Source organism: Actinokineospora bangkokensis (assembly GCF_001940455.1).
Classification (GTDB): domain Bacteria; phylum Actinomycetota; class Actinomycetes; order Mycobacteriales; family Pseudonocardiaceae; genus Actinokineospora; species Actinokineospora bangkokensis.
This window is the reverse complement of the sequence record NZ_MKQR01000012.1, coordinates 20,050-36,998: the sequence shown is the minus strand read 5'-3', so window position 1 is coordinate 36,998 and position 16,949 is coordinate 20,050. Positions and strand designations below refer to the sequence as shown.

Here is a 16,949-nt window from a genome sequence, read left to right as displayed (position 1 = left end):
CCCCCGAGGACAGGCCCCACTAGGCCCAGCAACCCCGCCCACACCGCGCCCCAAGAACCCCGTCCCCACCGAGCCAAGATCAACTCCACGCGCCCCACGCGTCACCATCCGCAGCCCCCACCCACCCAAGGGGCTCTGGTCCCTTGCGGCCATTCTACCCGCTGACCAGCGCAAACAAGGCCGCAATGATCTTGCCTGTGGACAACCTGGTCCGAAAAGCCCGATTCCCGCCACCTCCAACGGGTGAATCTCAACCCGCAAGGGGCGGGCCCCACAGGAGCCCGCCCCAAGCAGCAGCAGCATCCAGCGTCACCCGGCGGCAGGCGCCCCCACAGGCCCGAACCACCCCGCCACGTCCACCAGCACGTGCACGTACCCGAACTGGTTGTAGACCCCCAGCTTCACCGCCTCGTCCAGCGACACCACGGCCAGGTTCGCCGCCGTCTCGCGGGGTGCCAGGTTCACGTTCGACGCGATCGGCAGGTCAGCGGAGAAGGGCCACGCGGTCAGGTACGTCCCCGCGGTCGGCGCGGTGCCGGTCAGGTTGAACACGAGCGCGGTCGCGTCCGGCAGGGTGCCCGAGAGGTCCACCGGGAAGTAGCGCTTGGGGCCCAGCGGGGTGTTGGTCTCCCGGGTGTCGACCAGGCGGTACGGGTCGCCCGCGTGGAACTGGGCGCCGAAGGTGGGGTCGTAGTAGCCGGCGAGGTCGACGACGAGGTTGACGGTGCCGGTGTTGTTGTAGAAGCGGACGGTGCCGTCGGTGCCGATCTGGACGACGGCGAGGTTGGGCGCCACCTGGCCGGGGGCGAGGTTGAGGGTGGAGGCGGTGGGGCGAGCGGCGCCGCCGGGGTAGGCGGTGACGTAGGTGCCCACGGAGCCGCCGATGCCGGTCACGTTGACCACGACGGCGGTGGCGGTGTCGGGGAGCTGCTCGCGCATGTTGACCGTGAGCACGCCGCCGGGGCCGAGGGGGCCGCCCGCTTCGCGGGTGTCGGCGAGGCGGTACGGGGTGACCGGGTTGTACAGGGCGCCGGGGCCGGTCTGGTAGTAGCCGGCCAGGTCGGCGACGAGGTGGGTGGAGCCGCCGAAGTTGTAGAGGTCCACCGAGCGGTTGGTGCCGAGCTTGACCGTCACCGCGTTGGGGCGCACGGCGCCCGCGTCGAGGTTGAGGTTGGACACGACCGGCCGGGTGCCGCCGGTGGGGTAGGCGGTGACGTACGTGCCCGCCGCGCCCGCGATGCCGGTCACGTTGAGCACGACCGAGGTGGCGGTGGCCGGGACCTGGGCGGACAGGTCGAGGGTGATGGTGGCGCCTGCGCCCAGTGGCTTGGCCGGGGCGCCGACGCCCTCGCGGGTGTCGAGGACGCGCTTGGGCGCGGTCGGGGTGTACTGCGAGGCGGGCGCGTCGGCCGCCGGGGCGGCCTGCGCCGCGGGCGCGGGCGTCGCGATGGCCAGTGCGGTGGCGGTCAGGGCCGCGACGGCGCGGCCCACCGCCTTCGTCTTCGTGCGCAAGGGGTTCCCCAGTTCTCGTCAGCCGGTGTGACCGGCGGTCATTATCGGCCCGCCGGGCAGTCCCCGGGAAGGGCCGAGGGCCCGCGACCGGGTGGTCGCGGGCCCTCGGGCGGGGCAGGTCGGTCAGACCAGGACGGGGCCGAAGAAGCCCGCGAAGTCCCAGATCTGGTGGACGTAGCCGAACCGGTTCAGCACGCCGAACCGCGCCTCGGGGTCGCTCCCCAGGCCGACGAACACCAGGTTGGCCGCGGTCTCCGCGGGCGCCAGGTTGAGGTTCGAGGTGAACGGCGGGTCCTGGTGCGCCGGGTCCGGGTAGGCGGTGAGGTAGGTGCCGGACGTGGGCTCGGTGCCGGTCAGGTTGAGCACCGCGCCGGAGAAGCCCTCGAAGTCGCCGTAGGGGTCGTAGAAGTTGACGTACTCCAACGGGCCGACGGGGCTGTAGTCCCGGGTGTCGATGTAGCGGATCGGGTCCACCGGGAAGAACTGCGCGCCCGCGGTGGGGTCGAAGTAGCCGGCCAGGTCGGCCACGACGTCGACCGAGCCCGCCAGGTTGTACAGGTTGACGGTGCGGCCGGTGCCGATCGGCACGACCACCAGGTTCGGCGCGACCTGGTTGGGCACCAGGTTCAGGCTGGAGGCGGTGGGCCGGGTGGCGCCGTTGGGCCACGCGGTGACGAAGCTGCCCTGGGTGGCGTTGAGGCCGGTCAGGTTCATCACGACGGCGGTGGCGGAGGCGGGCACGGCGCCGCCGACGGGCAGCGCGCGGGTGGCCCCGGCGCCGATCTTGCCGCCGCCGCTCGGCTCGCGGGTGTCGAGCAGGCGCACGGGGGTGCCCAGCGAGTTGTACAGCGCGCCGGACCCGGCGACGTAGTAGCCGGCCAGGTCGGCGATGAGGTGGGTGGGGCCGTTCTGGGCGAACAGGCTCACCGAGCGGTTGGTGCCCAGGGTCACCGTGGCGGCGTTGGGGCGCACCGAGTTGGGGTAGACGTTGAGGTTCGAGGCGGTCGGGCGGTCGGCACCGGTCGGGAACACGGTGACGAAGGAGCCCTTGGCCGCGGTCACCACGGTCACGTTGAGCACGACCGAGACGGCCTCGGCGGGCACCGAGGAGGACAGGTTCACCGAGATGGTGCCGCCGGTGCCGACCGGCGTGGTGCCGGGCACGCCGATGGCCGAGCGGGTGTCGAGCACGCGCTTGGGCGTGACGGGCACGAACTCGGTGCCCGTGGCGTCGGCGCCGAGGGCGGCCCGGACGCGGCCCGCGCCGTCGGCCTGCTGCCCGCTGCGGGTGGCCGTGGCGGCCTCGGCCGCCTGCGGGGCCGCGGCGGCGGCCGTCGGCACCGCGAGCGCGGCGCCGAGGGCGGCGGCCAGCACGACGGCCGCGGTGGATGCGTTGCGCAAGGAGATCCCCAGGTTCGATCGGTTTTCGGGTCCGGCGGAGGCCGGTCCTGCTACCTCATCGGCGCGCACCGGGGAAGCGCTACCCAACCGCGGGGGAATTCTGGGGGTCAGCCCTGCGCGGTGGCGGGGCCGAAGAACCCGGCCAGGTCGACGATGGCGTGCGTGGAGCCCGCGAAGTTGTAGATGTCCAGCTCGCGGTAGGGGTTGAGGGCGACGACGGCCAGGTTCGCCGCGGTCTCCCCCGGGGCCAGGTTGAGGTTGGAGGCGAGCGGCCGGGCGGCGCCGGTGGGCGCGGCGGTGAGGTAGGTGCCCGCGGTGGGGGCGGTGCCGGTCAGGGTGAACGCCACAGCGGTCGTCCCCTCCGGCAGGAAGTCGTAGAACGGCAGGTAGGCGGTGGTGTCGCGGGCGAGGGCGGCGCTGCCGGCGTCCCGCGTGTCGCCGACGCGGAAGGGCGCCAGCGGGGTGAACTCGGAGCCGCCGCCGGGGGTGTAGAAGCCGGCGACGTCGACGACGAGGTGCGTGCTGCCCGCCAGGTTGAACAGGTCGACCCGGCCGCCGGGGCCGACCGGGACGGTGACCAGGTTCGCCGCGACCTGCCCCGGCGCGAGGTTGAGGTTCGACGCCTCGGGCCGGGCGGACCCGCCGGGGTAGGCGGTGACGTAGGTGCCCGCCGCGCCGCCGATGCCGGTCACGGTGAGGGTGACGGCGGTGGCGCCCGCGGGCACCCCGGTGGCGACGGCCACGACCTCGCGCGGGCCGACGGCGGCGGACTGCCGGGTGTCGAGCACGCGGGTGGGGGTGGTGGCGGTGTAGTACGAGCCGGTGGCGGGCTTGTAGTAGCCGGCCAGGTCGACGACGAGGTGGGTGTTCCCGGCCTGGTTGTACAGGGTCACCGCGCGGGTGGCGCCGAGCGCGACGGTGACGGCGTTCGGGCGGACCGAGCCCGCGGGGGCGTTGAGGTTCGACACCTGCGGCCTGCCGGTGCCCGCGGGGTAGGCGGTGACGAACCCGCCCTCCGCCCCGGTGAGCGCGGTCAGGTTGAGCACCACGGCGCTCGCGCCCGCCGGGACCCGCGCGGACAGGTCGAGCGTGGTGGTGCCCCCCGGGCCCACCGGTCCGCCCGCGGTCCGGGTGTCGAGCACCCGCTGCGGCACCAGCGGCGTGAAGCGGGCGGGGAGCGCGGTCTGGAGCTGGGCGGCGACCTCGGCGGCGACGTAGCCGCGGACGGGGAACTGCACGGGCTTGGCGGCGGCCAGCCCCGGGGCGAGCAGCAGCGCGGCGGTGGTCGCGGTGAGCGCGGCCAGCGCGCGCCGGGTCGACGTGCGCACGGTTCCCCCAGTCGGGTTCGGTGCCCGGGCGGGCAGCGGTGGGTCGGCGCCGGTGGGGACCGGGGCGCCGTCGCGGGGGAACCCCCGGTCAGGCCTCGGGGACGGTGGCGACCAGGACGAACTCGTTGTAGGGGAAGACCTTGCCCGCCGGGCGGGGCAGCGGGAAGGAGATCCGCCGGTCCACCACGAGGCCCAGCTGACCGGCGACATCGGCCAGGCCGTCGAAGTCGGTGAAGGCCACGTGCGTGGCGTCGGTGGTGTAGCCCTTCTCCTGCGGGCAGATGAGCACCACCTTGGCGCCGGGCGCCAGGTAGGGGGTGTACCCGGCCAGCACCTCGACCGCCTGCTCGCGCGGCATGTGCTCGACCAGGTGCGCGGCCAGCATGCCGCCGTAGCGGCCCTTGGTCGCGTACTCGGTGTCGAAGAACTCGGCCGTGCTGAACGCGGTCAGCCCGCGCTCGCGGCACAGCTGCACCGAGTGCTCGTTGTGGTCGACGCCGACCCCGCGCGGCGCGAGGTGCGCGAGGTTGCGGCCGATCCCGCAGCCGACGTCGAGCACCTCCCGGTCGCCGAAGAGCCTGCGCACGTTCCACCGGTAGGGGGCTTGGACGTCGAGGACCTGCTTCCACCGCGGGCCCTCGAGGCGGGCCAGCCGGTCGGTGTAGTCCTGACCGTCTGTCGAATGCGGAGATGCCACCTCGGGAACGGTAATCGATGGTGAGGGGACGGTCACAGCGGACCCCCGGGCGATTACCGCGCGCGACCGGAGCCGAAGACGTGCCTGGTGAGCGGGCCGACGCCGGAGCGGCCCTTGAGCGCCTGCGGCAGCAGGGTCAGCGCGAAGACCCGCGAGGACAGGTGCAGCCGGGCCACCCGGGCGGCGCGGTGCCAGCCGTGCGCGGCCATCCGGTCGGCGGTGTCGGTGAAGTACCGGCCCGCCTCGGTGAACCGCGACCCGTCGACCGCGGCGCCGGAGGACTCGCTGCCCGCGTGCCTGCGGTAGCAGAAGGCGGTGGTGTCGTCGACGACCAGGCTCTCGCCGCGGCGCACCAGCTCGATGAGCACGGCGAGGTCCTGGATGACGCGTAGCTCCGCCGGGAACGGCACGGCCTGGATGGCCTCGGTGCGCCAGCACAGCGCGGGGAAGTACAGCCAGTCGCCGCGCAGCAGGCTGACCGCGAGGTCCTCGCCGCTGAGCACCAGCCGCCCGTCGACCTTGGGCGCGTAGACGCGGCGCTTGGCCTCGTCGACCAGGGTGCGCACCTCCTGGCCGGACCCGTCGATCACCCGCACGCCGGGCTGGATGATGCCCGCGCCGGGGTGGTCGGCGTGCACGGCGCGCACCACGCCGACGTAGTTGGGCAGCAGCAGGTCGTCGCAGCCCATGATCACGACGCGCTCGTGCTCGGCCAGCGACAGGCTCTTGTTGAAGTTGCCGGTGACCCCGAGGTTGACCTCGTTGCGCTGGTAGCGCACCCGCTCGTCGCCCAGGCCTGCGAACCACTCCGGCACGCCCTCGGCGGTGCCGTCGTCGACGACGGTGAGCCGCCAGTTCGGGTCGTCCTGGGCCTGCACGCTGCGGACGGCGGCCTGCATCAGCGCGACATCGCCGTAGTAGGGCATGACGATGTCGATGGTGGGGGCGCTCACGAGTCGGTGCGGTCCTTCTTCTGCTGCTCCTCGAACTCCAGCCGCAGGATGGCCAGGTCCTCGGCGAGCTTGCGGGTCTCGTCCTCCATCCGGGACAGCTCCCAGGACAGGTGCAGCGCGACCCCGGTGAGGAAGATCAGCCCGACGAAGAAGAGCAGGTTGGTCGGGATCGCCACGCCGATGAGCCCGGCGATGCCGGTGAGGGTGTTCGGGAAGATCGTGAACACCAGCAGCAGCAGGCCGACGACCAGCCACAGCACCGCGTACTTCTCGCTGAGCTGGCGGCGGCGCAGCATCTCGCCGATGGCCAGCAGCACCAGCACGCTGCCGATCATGCCGATGATGTAGGTGTGCATCAGGCGACCCGCCCCTCGCTCGCGACCGGGGTGGGCACCGGCTCCGCCTTCACCTTGATGTCCCAGCGCCGGATGAGCGCCAGCAGCAGCGCGAAGAAGGCGCGGAAGAGGTAGACCATCGCCTTGAACGGGCGGTGGCTGGGCGCCCCGCCGCGGCGGGGGCGCATCCGCACCGGCACCTGGGCGACCTTGCAGCCCGAGCGCAGCGCGATGACCATCGACTCGATCGTGTCGCCGAGGTACTCCACCGGGTAGTGCTCGGCGAAGACCGGCAGCGCGCGGCCGCCGGTGGCCTTGAACCCGGAGGTGGCGTCGGTGAGCTTGGTGCGGGCCAGCCGGGACAGCACCTTGGCCAGCACGACCATCGCCCACCGGCGCGGGCCGCGCACCTTGTACTCGTCGTCCTGGGCGAAGCGGGCGCCGATGACGATGTCGGCGTCGGCCAGCCCGGCCAGCAGCGCGGGCACCTCGCTGGGGTTGTGCTGGCCGTCGGCGTCGACCTGCACCGCGGCGGTGAAGCCGTGGCGGACCGCGTAGCGGAAGCCCGCGCGCATGGCGCCGCCGACGCCGAGGTTGTAGGGCAGCTCCAGCACCATCGCCCCGGCCTCGCGGGCCCGGTCCGCGGTCCGGTCGCCGGACCCGTCGTCGACCACGAGCACGGGGATGTGCGGGACGGCCGCGCGGATCTCCCGCACGGTCGCGCCGACGGCCTCCTCCTCGTTCCAGGCGGGGACGACGATCAACGCGCGCACGGACTCGGGCACTGCGGTCTCGGACACGCAGTGCAGGGTAGTGGGCGCCTCGACACCGGCGGCGCCCGGCCGGGGTGTCAGCCGGGGGCGCCCGCCGGGACCGGTGCCGATGCCACCCGGCCGCGCAACCGGCGCAGTAGGCCCACCGACATGGTCGCCACCACCACCGCCGAGGCGACGAGCTGGGCGAGCACCGCGGCGCGCAGCGGGTCCCCGGGCAGGAACAGCAGCCCGACCAGCACCACCGAGCCCAGCACCCAGGCCGCGGTGACGAACCGGTGCTGGTCGAGCGCGACCAGGCCGGGCTGGAGCACCTGGGCCACCATCAGCGCGATGGTGCTCACCCCGAGCAGGCCGACGACCAGGCCGGGCAGGTCGACCTCGGCGTCGAAGAACACCCGCACCACCCACGGGCCCAGCAGCAGCGACAGCAGCGCGCCCGGCACGCCGATGGCGGCCACGGCCAGCAGCACCACCCGCAGCCTGCGCCAGACGGTCGCGGTGTCGCCCGCGGCGGCGGCCCGGGTGATCGAGGGCAGCAGCATCGCCTGCACCGGGGCGAACAGGAACAGCGGCACCCGGACCAGCACGAACGCGGCGGCGAACGCGGCGGCGGTGGCCTTGTCCCAGGTCATCCGGGAGGTCACCACGATCGGCGCGAGGTTGGCCACCAGCTGCATCAGCAGGGTGCCCAGGACCAGCAGGACCAGCGCCCGGCCCATCGCGGCGAAGGTGGTCGGCACCTCCGCCTCGTGGGCGGCGGGCGCCAGGGGGTCGACCGGCGCCGCGGGCGCGGCCGGTGCCGCCGAGGAGCGCAGCGCGGGCAGCCCGGCGAGGGCGCCGAACGCCGACCCCGCGGCGAAGAACAGGGCGTAGAGCACGCCGTTCGCCGACCCGCTCAGCGCCAGCGCCACCGAGGGCAGCAGCCGGGCCAGCCCCTCCACGCCGAGCGTGGCCGCGTAGCCGGTGAACCGCTGCCGACCGCCGAGCAGCCCGCGGACCAGGTAGACCGCCGCGGAGGTCACCACGCTGAGCACCACCGCGGCGAACAGCCCCCACTGCCCGCTCAGCGCCTTCGCGGTGAGCACCGGGGAGATCGCCAGCAGCACCACCAGCACCAGGGCGAGCATCAGCAGGGCGTGCAGCACCGCGTTGCGCACGATCGGCCGCAGCTCGCCGCCGCGGGCCGTGGTGGCGCTGGTCGCCCGGCTGGTCTCCTGCTCCAGGGCCACGAACAGGCCAGGGCCGATGATGTTCACCAGCAGGTAGAGGCTGGCGACGGCCGCGGTGTCGGCCACCGGCAGGGCGTGCCCGGTCAGGCCGAGGAAGCCGTACCCGGCGACACCGACGATGCCCAACCCGCCCGCCATGAGGACGGCGGGGCCGACGAGCTTCCGGGTTCCAGCCACCGCACAACCGTAGAGAAGGCGGCGGGAGCCTAAGCTGCCCGGGTGCGAGAAGTGCTGGTGGTCGGTGGCGGGGTCCTCGGCCTGGCGACGGCCCGTGAGCTGGTCAGGCGGGGTCGCGGCGTGGTCGTGCTGGAGAAGGAGCCGACCTGGGCGGCCCACCAGACCGGGCACAACTCCAACGTCGTGCACGCCGGGCTGTACTACGCCCCCGGCTCGGCCAAGGCCCGCATGTCGGTCGCGGGCAACCGCTCGATCGCCGCGTACGCCCGCGAGCGCGGCGTGCCGTTCGAGCAGTGCGGCAAGCTGGTCGTGGCGACCTCCGAGGCGGAGCTGCCCGCCCTGCGCGTGCTGGCCGAGCGGGCCGAGGCCAACGGCGTGCCCGCCCGCACCATCACCCCCGCCGAAGCCCGCGAGTACGAACCCGAGGTCTCCTGCGTGGCCGCCCTGCGGGTGGAGAGCACGGGCGTCATCGACTTCCCGGCCGTGTGCGCGGCCCTGGTCGAGGACCTGCGCGAAGCGGGCGCCGACCTGCGCCTGTCCACCCCCGCCCTGGGCATCCGCCCCGGCGCGGACGGCGGCGTGGAGGTCGCCACCGGCACCGAGGTCCTGCGCGGCTCGGCCCTGGTCAACTGCGCAGGCCTGCACAGCGACCGCGTCGCCAGGATGGCGGGCCTGACCCCCAGCGCCCGCATCGTGCCCTTCCGCGGCGAGTACTACGAGCTCGCCCCGTCCCGCGCCCACCTCGTGCGCGGCCTCGTCTACCCCGTCCCGGACCCCTCCCTGCCCTTCCTCGGCGTCCACCTCACCCGCATGCTCGACGGCACCGTCCACGCGGGCCCCAACGCCGTCCTCGCCCTGCACCGCGAGGGCTACCGCTGGCGCGACGTCTCCCCCCGCGACCTCGCCGAGGTCCTCCGCTTCCCCGGCACCTGGGCCCTGGCCCGCACCCACGCCTACCCCACCGGCCTCGACGAGGTCCGCCGCTCCCTCTCCCGCACCCGCTTCGCCGCCAGCCTCGCCCGCCTCGTCCCCGCCATCACCGAGCACGACATCGTCCGGGCGGGCGCGGGCGTGCGCGCCCAGGCCCTGCTCCCCGACGGCTCCCTGGTCCAGGACTTCCTCATCGAGACCGCCCCGAACCAGGTCCACGTCCTCAACGCCCCGTCCCCGGCCGCCACCTGCGCCCTGGAGATCGGCGCCCACCTGGCCTCCCTGCTGCCCTAGCGCAGGTCCACTGTGCGCAGTGCCAGGGCCATGGGTGCGCGCGGTGGCGCCGGTGAGGGCGGTGGGCAGATCGAGTCAGTGGGTCGTGAGGTCTGCATCGCCGGTCTCGGGAGTGGCGGTCGGTTCGGCGGTACCTCAGCCCCAGCCCAGCTCGTGCAGCTTCTCGTCGTCGATGCCGAAGTGGTGGGCGATCTCGTGCACGACGGTGATGGCGACCTCGTCGACGACGTCCTGCTCGGTCTCGCAGATGTCGAGGATGGCCGAGCGGTAGATGAAGATCCGGTCGGGCAGGTACCCGCCGTAGTCCGACAGCCGCTCGGTGAGCGCGATGCCGTGGTAGAGGCCGAGCAGGGTGGGGTCCTCGGCGTCGCGGTCCTCGACGAGGACGACGACGTTGTCCATCGCGGCGGCGAAGTTGTCCGGGATCAGGTCGAGCGCGTCGGCCACCAGTTCCTCGAACCGCAGCCGGGTCATCTCGATCGGCACCTCAGCCGCCCGGGGTGCTCGGCACCGGGGCGCTCGACGGCACCGGGGTGCTGCTCACGGGGGGTGGGGTGGCGCGCACGCTGTTGGTGATCGGGGCCAGGCCGTCGCCGGAGGGCAGCTTCGCGCCGACCTTGCAGTCCACCTTGCGCGAGCCCGCGGCCCAGCTCTCCGGCTTGAGGGTGTCGGAGTAGAGGGTCAGCTTCTTCGCCGCCAGGTCGACCCCGCCGGTGTAGGCGTTGGCGACCTGGGCGCACAGCTCCACAGCGGACTCGGTCTGCTGGTCCTCGGTGGGGTAGTCGCCGGGGAAGGCCGGGCCCAGGTCGGCGGCGCCGACGATCTCGAACGCGTGCGGCTCCGAGCAGTTGATCGGGTCCCCGATCTTCTGCCCCTCCAGGGCCAGGCACGTGCCGGGTTCGTGCACGTTGGACTGGTCGGCGCGGGCGGCGGTGCCGGTGCTGGGCACCAGCGTCCCGGAGGGCGCGGCGGTCTGCAGGCCGCAGCGCAGCTTGCGGTCGCCGTCGGCCCACTGCGCGTCGTTGGGCTTGAGCGCGTTGACGGTGTACTTGCCGAACGGGTCGAGCACGCCGCCGAGGTAGGTGGTGGCGCCCGGCGTGCACTTGTCTTCGGCGATCTTCTGCCAGGCGGCCGTGTCCGGGGCCGGGGCGTTCTCCGGGTGCTCTGCGCTGATGTCGACCGTGCTGGTGACCTCGAACAGGTGGCTGCCCGCGCAGTCGGTGATCCGGATGTCGTCGCCGTTGGGCGGGGTCCAGGTCAGGCAGCTGCCGGTGGGCGCCTCGAAGGCCGCCTCCCGCTGCTCCTCGGCCGTCATCGCCCCGCCCGCGCCGCCGGTGGCCACCGGCCAGGAGAACACCATGCTGGTGATCAGGAGCAGCAGCGAACCGGCCAGGGCGCCGGCCATCAGCAGCCGGGTCCTCGCCGTGTTGTCGTCCGACCGAAACCAGTCGCCGCTCGCGAGCATCAGAACCCATGATGCCGTGTCCGGGCCCCGGGCGCGGCCACCGACCCCGACGAGAGGCGGACCAAGGTTGCGATCGGGACAATCATGCGACGTCGGGGGCTGTCCGTGGGTAGTGTGCGCGCCGGGAGTGGTTCATGACTGACAACGACAAGCCGGACAACGCGGGTCCCTCGCCTGAGCAGGCGCGACCCGGTTTCGGCGAGCAGCCGACCGAGCAGCCGACGACCGAGCTGCCCGCGGGCGGCCCGGACCGCAGGCGCGGCACCATCAGCTTCCAGGACCCGGCGTCCACCGCGCCGCGGGAGCCCACGGTGGCCGAGCAGCGCGCCCGCCGCGACGCCGTGCGCCGCGAGCGGGAGGCCGAGCTGGCCGCGCAGGCGGAGGCCGAGCGCAAGCGGACGCTGCGCAAGCGCATCCTCATCGGCGCGGGCGTGACCGTGGGCGTGGTGGCGGTCGTCGCCGTGATCTACGCCGCGGCCACCCCCGACGAGGTCACCGCCCAGTGCACCGACTCCAACGGCGTGATCGTCGACGACGACTACTGCGACAGCAGCTACGCCACGTCGCACGGCGGCTACTCCTCGGGCGGGTTCATCTACATCGGCGGCAGCTCCTACCGCTACAACTACGGCGGCACGGGCACCATCGGCCAGCGGGTCAGCGGCGGCTCCTACGACGCGCCCTCCTCCGGCACCTCGGTCAAGACCAGCTCCGGCAAGTCCGTGCAGCGCGGCGGCCTCGGGGTCGGCGGCAGCGGGAAGAGCTCCGGTAGCTGACGTGCGGCGAGAACACTCCACCCCGCGCCCCGACTGGCGCCAGAAGATCGAGTCCCAGGGCCTGGTGTTCGGCTCCCCCGCCCGCTACGGCGGGGGCGGCCAGCGCCCCTACTGGGACGAGTCGGTCCACTACGCGTTCGACATGGACGAGGTGCTGTCCATCGAGGCCGACGTCGAACTGCTGCACTCGATGTGCCTGGAGGCCGTGGACAACGTGGTGCTCACCGAGCGCTACCGCGACTTCGGCATCCCGGAGAAGGTCTGGCCGCGCATCGCCGAGTCGTGGAAGCGCTCCGACCCGCACGTCTACGGCCGCTTCGACCTGCGCTACGACGGCTCCGGCCCGGCCAAGCTGCTGGAGTACAACGCCGACACCCCGACCTCCCTGCTGGAGGCGGCGATCGTGCAGTGGTACTGGAAGACCGAGGTCTTCCCCGACGACGACCAGTGGAACTCCCTGCACGAGAAGCTGGTGGAGCGCTGGGGCGAGGTCGCCGAGAAGCTGCCCTCCGGCGAGGTGCACTTCACCTGGTCGGGCGCCGACGCCAGCGGCGAGGACCACATCACCACCGCCTACCTGCAGGAGACCGCGGCCGAGGCGGGCCTGGACACCGTCGGCCTGGCCATCGAGGAGATCGGCTGGGACCCGGTGCTCACCCGCTTCGTCGACCTGCGCGAGGCGCCGATGCACGCGGTCTGCAAGCTCTACCCGTGGGAGTGGATCGTCGACGAGGAGTTCGGCGAGCACGTCGTGGCCTCCCAGCCCGGCACCCTGTGGGTCGAGCCGCTGTGGAAGATGCTGCTGTCGAACAAGGCGATCCTGGCGGTGCTGTGGGAGATGTACCCCGGCCACCCCAACCTGCTGCCCGCCTTCCTCGACCAGCCCGGCCTGCTCACCGAGTACGTGCGCAAGCCCCGGCTCGGCCGCGAGGGCGCGAACATCCAGATCGTCGCCCCCGGCTACGAGACCCAGACCGGCGGCGTCTACGGCCAGGAGGGCTTCGTCTACCAGGCCTTCGACCCGCTGCCCGAGTTCGACGGCTACCGCCCCGCCCTCGGCGCCTGGATCGTCGGCGACCACGCCGCGGGCCTGGGCATCCGGGAGACCGCGGGCCTGGTCACCGACGACGGTGCGGCGTTCGTGCCGCACCGGATCCCGGGGGCCTGACCCCCGTGCAGGCCCCAGTTCGACAGCCCCCAGAACGACGACAGCCCCCAGTTCGACGACAGCTCAGCCAGCAGGAGGACGTGTGACCATCCAACTCGCCACCGCGTCGACGGTGGTGGCCCTGCCCGAGGGCTTCGGCTCCAGCCTCGGCCGCGGGATCGGGGCGATCGTCCTCTACGCGATCGTCGGCCTCGTGCTGATGCTGCTCGGCTTCTACGCCATCGACTGGACCACCCCGGGCAAGCTCTCCGCCCTGGTCCGCGACGGCAAGCCCAACGCCGTCGTCGTCACCGCCTCCGGCATGCTCTCGATGGCCTTCATCATCGTCGTCGCCATCCTCTTCTCCTCCAGCGACCTCGCCGCGGGCCTCATCACCTCCGTCGTCTACGGCCTCGTCGGCATCGTCGCCCAGGTCCTCGCCGTCCGGACCCTGGAGTGGGTCACCAAGCTCGACGTCGGCGCCACCATCACCGACGACCGCTTCGCCCCCGCCTCGGTCGTGGTGGCGGCGGTGCACCTCGCCCTGGGCATGATCGTGGCCGTGGCGATCTCGGACTTCTCGACGCTGTTCGCGACCGCTTCCTGAGCGGTGGTGCTCTCCCGGGGGCCCGGGGTGCCTGTGGGCACCTCGGGCCTTTGCGGTTGTGGGGGAAGTTTCGCTCGTGTGGGTGATGGGGAATCGGGCGTTTCGGGCGTGGTTATCCACAGGCAAGATCGTTCGGGGCTTGTTTGTGCTGGTCAGCGGGTAGAATGGCCGCAAGGGACCAGAGCCCCTTGGGTGGGCGGGGGCTGCGGATGGTGACGCGTGGGGGCGCGCGGAGTTGATCTTGCCTCGGTGTGGACGGGGTTGCTGGGCTTAGTGGGGGCCTGTCCTCGGGGGCCGCGAGTGTGTAACTCGGGAGGTGGCGAGTCAAGGGCGCCCTGCGGGCGTCGCTTCGCGATGGGCTTCGCCCACCCTTGACACACCACCTCCCGAGCTACGAGCGGCCAGGACTGGGTCAGGCCGGGGTCTGAGCAAAGCCCATGACCAATTGCTCAGCTGAGCGGTGTCGGGGTGCCGGGGGGTGTGGGGGCTGGGCGCCATGGTTTGCGGGGTGGGGGGTGCGTTGGCCAGACGACGGCTTTTAGGGATGGGCTTCGCCACGGGGCATGAGGTTGCGAGGGGGGTGAGGACTGGGCGCGATGGGGTGGGGGTGGCGCTGGCCGAACGATGGGGCTTGGGGATGAGGGCTTGCCTTCGGCGTCGGGCGGGGTGGGCGTGGTCGGACGACGCTTTGGGGGGGTGGGGTTCGGCTGGTGGGGGTGGGGGCGCGGGATAGGCTCGCGGGGTGATTGACCTCAAGGTTCTGCGCGAAGACCCGGAGATCGCGCGCGCTTCGCAGCGGGCGCGTGGGGAGGATCCGGGGGTGGTGGACGCGCTGGTGGCGGCGGATGAGCGGCGGCGGGCCGCGATCTCGCGGGCGGATGGGTTGCGGGCGGAGCAGAAGGCGTTCGGGAAGCAGGTGGGGCGGGCCAAGGGGGAGGAGCGGGAGGCGCTCATCGCCCGGGGCAAGGAGTTGGCCGCGGGGGTGAAGGCGGCGGAGGCGGAGCAGGCGGAGGCTGAGGGGGCGTTCGAGGCGGCGCACCGGGCGGTGCCGAACCTGGTGGACCCGGGGGCGCCGGTCGGGGGGGAGGACGACTTCGCGGTCCTGGAGCACGTGGGGACGCCGCGGGAGTTCGACTTCGAGCCCGCCGACCACCTGGACCTGGGGTTGCGGCTCGGGGCGATCGACATGGAGCGGGGGGCGAAGGTCGCCGGGTCGCGGTTCTACTTCCTCACCGGGGTGGGGGCGCAGTTGCAGCTGGCGCTGCTGAACATGGCCGCCGCGCAGGCCACCGCCGCCGGGTTCCAGCTGGTGGTGCCGCCGGTGCTGGTGCGTCCGGAGATCATGGCGGGGACCGGGTTCCTCGGGGCGCACGCGGCCGAGGTGTACCGGCTGGAGGCCGACGACCTGTACCTGGTGGGCACCTCCGAGGTGGCGCTGGCCGGCTACCACGCCGACGAGATCGTGGACCTGGGTGCCGGGCCCAAGCGGTACGCGGGGTGGTCGACCTGCTTCCGGCGCGAGGCCGGGTCCTACGGCAAGGACACCCGGGGCATCATCCGGGTGCACCAGTTCGACAAGATCGAGATGTTCTCCTACTGCAGGCCCGAGGACGCCGCCGCCGAGCACCAGCGGCTGCTGGGCTGGGAGAAGGAGATGCTGGCCAAGATCGAGGTGCCCTACCGGGTCATCGACACCGCCACCGGCGACCTGGGCTCCAGCGCCGCCCGCAAGTTCGACTGCGAGGCCTGGGTGCCCACCCAGCAGGCCTACCGGGAGCTCACCTCCACCTCGAACTGCACCACCTTCCAGGCCCGCCGCCTCTCGGTCCGCTACCGGGACGAGAACGGCAAGCCGCAGACCGCCGCCACCCTCAACGGCACCCTCGCCACGACCCGCTGGATCGTGGCCATCCTGGAGAACCACCAGAACGCCGACGGGTCGGTCACGGTGCCGCAGGCCCTGCGCCCGTTCCTCGGCCTGGACGTCCTCAAGCCCGTGTAGACGGTCCACAGCAGACACCGGGGGCGCCACCCGCGATCGCGGGTGGCGCCCCCGGTGCGTCAGCCCTTCACGCAGACGACCTGCTTGAGCTTGGCGACGACCTCGACGAGGTCGGACTGGGCGGCGATGACGTCGTCGATGTCCTTGTAGGCGGCGGGGATCTCGTCGACGACGCCGGGGTCCTTGCGGCACTCGACGCCCGCGGTCTGGGTGGCGAGGTCGGCGGGGGTGAAGGTCTTGCGGGCCTTGGTGCGGGACATGGTGCGGCCCGCGCCGTGGGAGGCCGACTGGAAGGAGTCCGGGTTGCCCAGGCCGCGGACGATGTAGGAGCCGGTGCCCATGGAGCCGGGGATGATGCCGAGGTCGCCCGCGGCGGCGCGGATGGCGCCCTTGCGGGTGACCAGGACGTCCTCGCCGAAGTGGGTCTCCTCGGCGACGTAGTTGTGGTGCACCGAGATCGCGTCGTCGAAGCGGGCGGTGGGGAACTCGCGGCGGACGACGTCGCGGACCAGGCGGAGCATGACCTGGCGGTTGCGGCGGGCGTAGTCCTGGGCCCAGTACAGGTCGTGGCGGTAGGCGGCCATCTGCGGGGTGCCCGCGAGGAACACCGCCAGGTCGCGGTCGGGCAGCGGCTGGTTGTGCGCCAGGCCGCGGGCGACCTCGATGTGGTGCTGGGCGAGCAGGTTGCCGATGCCGCGCGACCCCGAGTGCAGCATCAGCCACACGCGGCCGTCCTCGTCGAGGCACACCTCGATGAAGTGGTTTCCCCCGCCGAGGGTGCCCAGCTGCCGGGCGGCGCGGTCGCCCTGCCCGCGCACCACCGGGGTGAGGTCGTCGAACCGCTTCCAGAACGCCGCCCAGTCGCCGCTGTCGCGGTCGGTGAAGGCGGCCTCGGCGTGCAGGCCGAACCCGACCGGCACCGCGGCCTCGATGCGCGAGCGCAGGCGGGACAGGTCGGCGGGCAGGTCCTCGGCGGTCAGCGAGGTGCGGACCGCGGACATGCCGCAGCCGATGTCGACGCCGACCGCGGCGGGCGAGACGGCGCCGCGCATGGCGATCACCGAGCCGACCGTGGCGCCCTTGCCGTAGTGGACGTCGGGCATGACGGCCACGTGCTTGAACACCCAGGGCAGCGCGGCGATGTTGTGCAGCTGCCGCATCGCCTGCTCCTCGACGGCCTCGGGGCGGGCCCAGAGGCGGATGTCGACGCCGTGCGCGGGGATGGTGGTCGCTGCCATGCCCCCAGGGTAGGAGCGCGGAACCGGTGGCGGCGAACCATTTCCGCGACTGTCGCCGTCGAGCGGGCACGGCGGCGCGGCG

The 16,949-nt window shown here is 73.1% G+C and carries 16 protein-coding genes; 5 read left to right on the top strand and 11 right to left on the bottom strand.

Annotated elements, in window-relative coordinates:
• Positions 1–309: 309 nt before the first annotated feature.
• From BJP25_RS12910 to BJP25_RS12875, 8 genes are all read right to left on the bottom strand, one after another.
• Positions 310–1,512, bottom strand: a complete 1,203-nt coding sequence (locus BJP25_RS12910) for a hypothetical protein (RefSeq protein ID WP_075975131.1) — start codon at positions 1,510–1,512, stop codon at positions 310–312.
• Positions 1,513–1,635: 123 nt separating this feature from the next.
• A complete protein-coding gene (locus tag BJP25_RS12905) occupies positions 1,636–2,913 on the bottom strand; it encodes a hypothetical protein (RefSeq protein ID WP_075975130.1) in 1,278 nt (425 codons plus the stop codon).
• A gap of 107 nt (positions 2,914–3,020) precedes the next feature.
• On the bottom strand, positions 3,021–4,241 hold the full coding sequence (locus BJP25_RS12900) for a hypothetical protein (protein WP_075975129.1): 1,221 nt from the start codon (positions 4,239–4,241) through the stop codon (positions 3,021–3,023).
• An 88-nt stretch (positions 4,242–4,329) separates the two neighbouring features.
• Positions 4,330–4,938: a class I SAM-dependent methyltransferase gene (locus BJP25_RS12895; protein ID WP_233158057.1), complete on the bottom strand. Its 609-nt coding sequence runs from the start codon at positions 4,936–4,938 to the stop codon at positions 4,330–4,332.
• A gap of 53 nt (positions 4,939–4,991) precedes the next feature.
• The gene (locus BJP25_RS12890) at positions 4,992–5,891 is read right to left on the bottom strand and encodes a glycosyltransferase family 2 protein (RefSeq protein ID WP_233158056.1); all 900 of its coding nucleotides are present in this window, start codon (positions 5,889–5,891) and stop codon (positions 4,992–4,994) included.
• Positions 5,888–6,247, bottom strand: a complete 360-nt coding sequence (locus BJP25_RS12885) for a DUF2304 domain-containing protein (protein WP_075975128.1) — start codon at positions 6,245–6,247, stop codon at positions 5,888–5,890. The genes BJP25_RS12890 and BJP25_RS12885 overlap by 4 nt, the downstream gene beginning before the upstream one ends.
• The gene (locus BJP25_RS12880) at positions 6,247–7,026 is read right to left on the bottom strand and encodes a glycosyltransferase family 2 protein (RefSeq protein ID WP_198943471.1); all 780 of its coding nucleotides are present in this window, start codon (positions 7,024–7,026) and stop codon (positions 6,247–6,249) included. Before BJP25_RS12880 ends, BJP25_RS12885 begins: the two co-directional genes overlap by 1 nt.
• A gap of 50 nt (positions 7,027–7,076) precedes the next feature.
• Positions 7,077–8,408 carry a lipopolysaccharide biosynthesis protein gene (locus BJP25_RS12875; RefSeq protein WP_143219047.1) on the bottom strand — a complete coding sequence of 444 codons (1,332 nt, stop codon included), beginning with the start codon at positions 8,406–8,408 and terminating at the stop codon, positions 7,077–7,079.
• 42 nt (positions 8,409–8,450) lie between these two features.
• Here BJP25_RS12875 and lhgO point away from each other — a divergent pair, with 42 nt between their 5' ends.
• Positions 8,451–9,632, top strand: a complete 1,182-nt coding sequence (gene lhgO / locus BJP25_RS12870) for an L-2-hydroxyglutarate oxidase (RefSeq protein ID WP_075975126.1) — start codon at positions 8,451–8,453, stop codon at positions 9,630–9,632.
• 135 nt (positions 9,633–9,767) lie between these two features.
• Here lhgO and BJP25_RS12865 read toward each other — a convergent pair whose 3' ends face one another.
• Both BJP25_RS12865 and BJP25_RS12860 read right to left on the bottom strand, forming a co-directional pair.
• Entirely contained in the window at positions 9,768–10,118 is a 351-nt protein-coding gene (locus tag BJP25_RS12865; protein ID WP_075975125.1) for a metallopeptidase family protein, read from the bottom strand.
• 1 nt (position 10,119) lies between these two features.
• The gene (locus BJP25_RS12860) at positions 10,120–11,037 is read right to left on the bottom strand and encodes a septum formation family protein (protein WP_233158055.1); all 918 of its coding nucleotides are present in this window, start codon (positions 11,035–11,037) and stop codon (positions 10,120–10,122) included.
• A gap of 194 nt (positions 11,038–11,231) precedes the next feature.
• Between BJP25_RS12860 and BJP25_RS12855 the strand changes: the two genes are divergently transcribed.
• From BJP25_RS12855 to serS, 4 genes are all read left to right on the top strand, one after another.
• Positions 11,232–11,873, top strand: coding sequence for a hypothetical protein (locus BJP25_RS12855; RefSeq protein ID WP_408607147.1), 642 nt, complete (start codon positions 11,232–11,234; stop codon positions 11,871–11,873).
• 1 nt (position 11,874) lies between these two features.
• Positions 11,875–13,041 (top strand): glutathionylspermidine synthase family protein, encoded by a 1,167-nt coding sequence (locus BJP25_RS12850; protein ID WP_075975123.1) that lies wholly within the window; start codon positions 11,875–11,877, stop codon positions 13,039–13,041.
• Between the two features lie 82 nt (positions 13,042–13,123).
• Positions 13,124–13,627 carry a DUF350 domain-containing protein gene (locus tag BJP25_RS12845; protein WP_408607146.1) on the top strand — a complete coding sequence of 168 codons (504 nt, stop codon included), beginning with the start codon at positions 13,124–13,126 and terminating at the stop codon, positions 13,625–13,627.
• A 742-nt stretch (positions 13,628–14,369) separates the two neighbouring features.
• Positions 14,370–15,629 carry a serine--tRNA ligase gene (gene serS / locus BJP25_RS12840; RefSeq protein WP_075975122.1) on the top strand — a complete coding sequence of 420 codons (1,260 nt, stop codon included), beginning with the start codon at positions 14,370–14,372 and terminating at the stop codon, positions 15,627–15,629.
• 59 nt (positions 15,630–15,688) lie between these two features.
• Here serS and BJP25_RS12835 read toward each other — a convergent pair whose 3' ends face one another.
• The gene (locus BJP25_RS12835) at positions 15,689–16,867 is read right to left on the bottom strand and encodes an RtcB family protein (protein WP_075975121.1); all 1,179 of its coding nucleotides are present in this window, start codon (positions 16,865–16,867) and stop codon (positions 15,689–15,691) included.
• Positions 16,868–16,949 lie beyond the last annotated feature (82 nt).

Bases quoted from the DNA above. Each gene is read 5' to 3' on its own strand.
- BJP25_RS12835 (WP_075975121.1), bottom strand. From the start codon at position 16,867: ATGGCAGCGACCACCATCCCCGCGCACGGCGTCGACATCCGCCTCTGG.
- BJP25_RS12885 (WP_075975128.1), bottom strand. From the start codon at position 6,247: ATGCACACCTACATCATCGGCATGATCGGCAGCGTGCTGGTGCTGCTG.
- BJP25_RS12860 (WP_233158055.1), bottom strand. From the start codon at position 11,037: ATGGCCGGCGCCCTGGCCGGTTCGCTGCTGCTCCTGATCACCAGCATG.
- BJP25_RS12855 (WP_408607147.1), top strand. From the start codon at position 11,232: ATGACTGACAACGACAAGCCGGACAACGCGGGTCCCTCGCCTGAGCAG.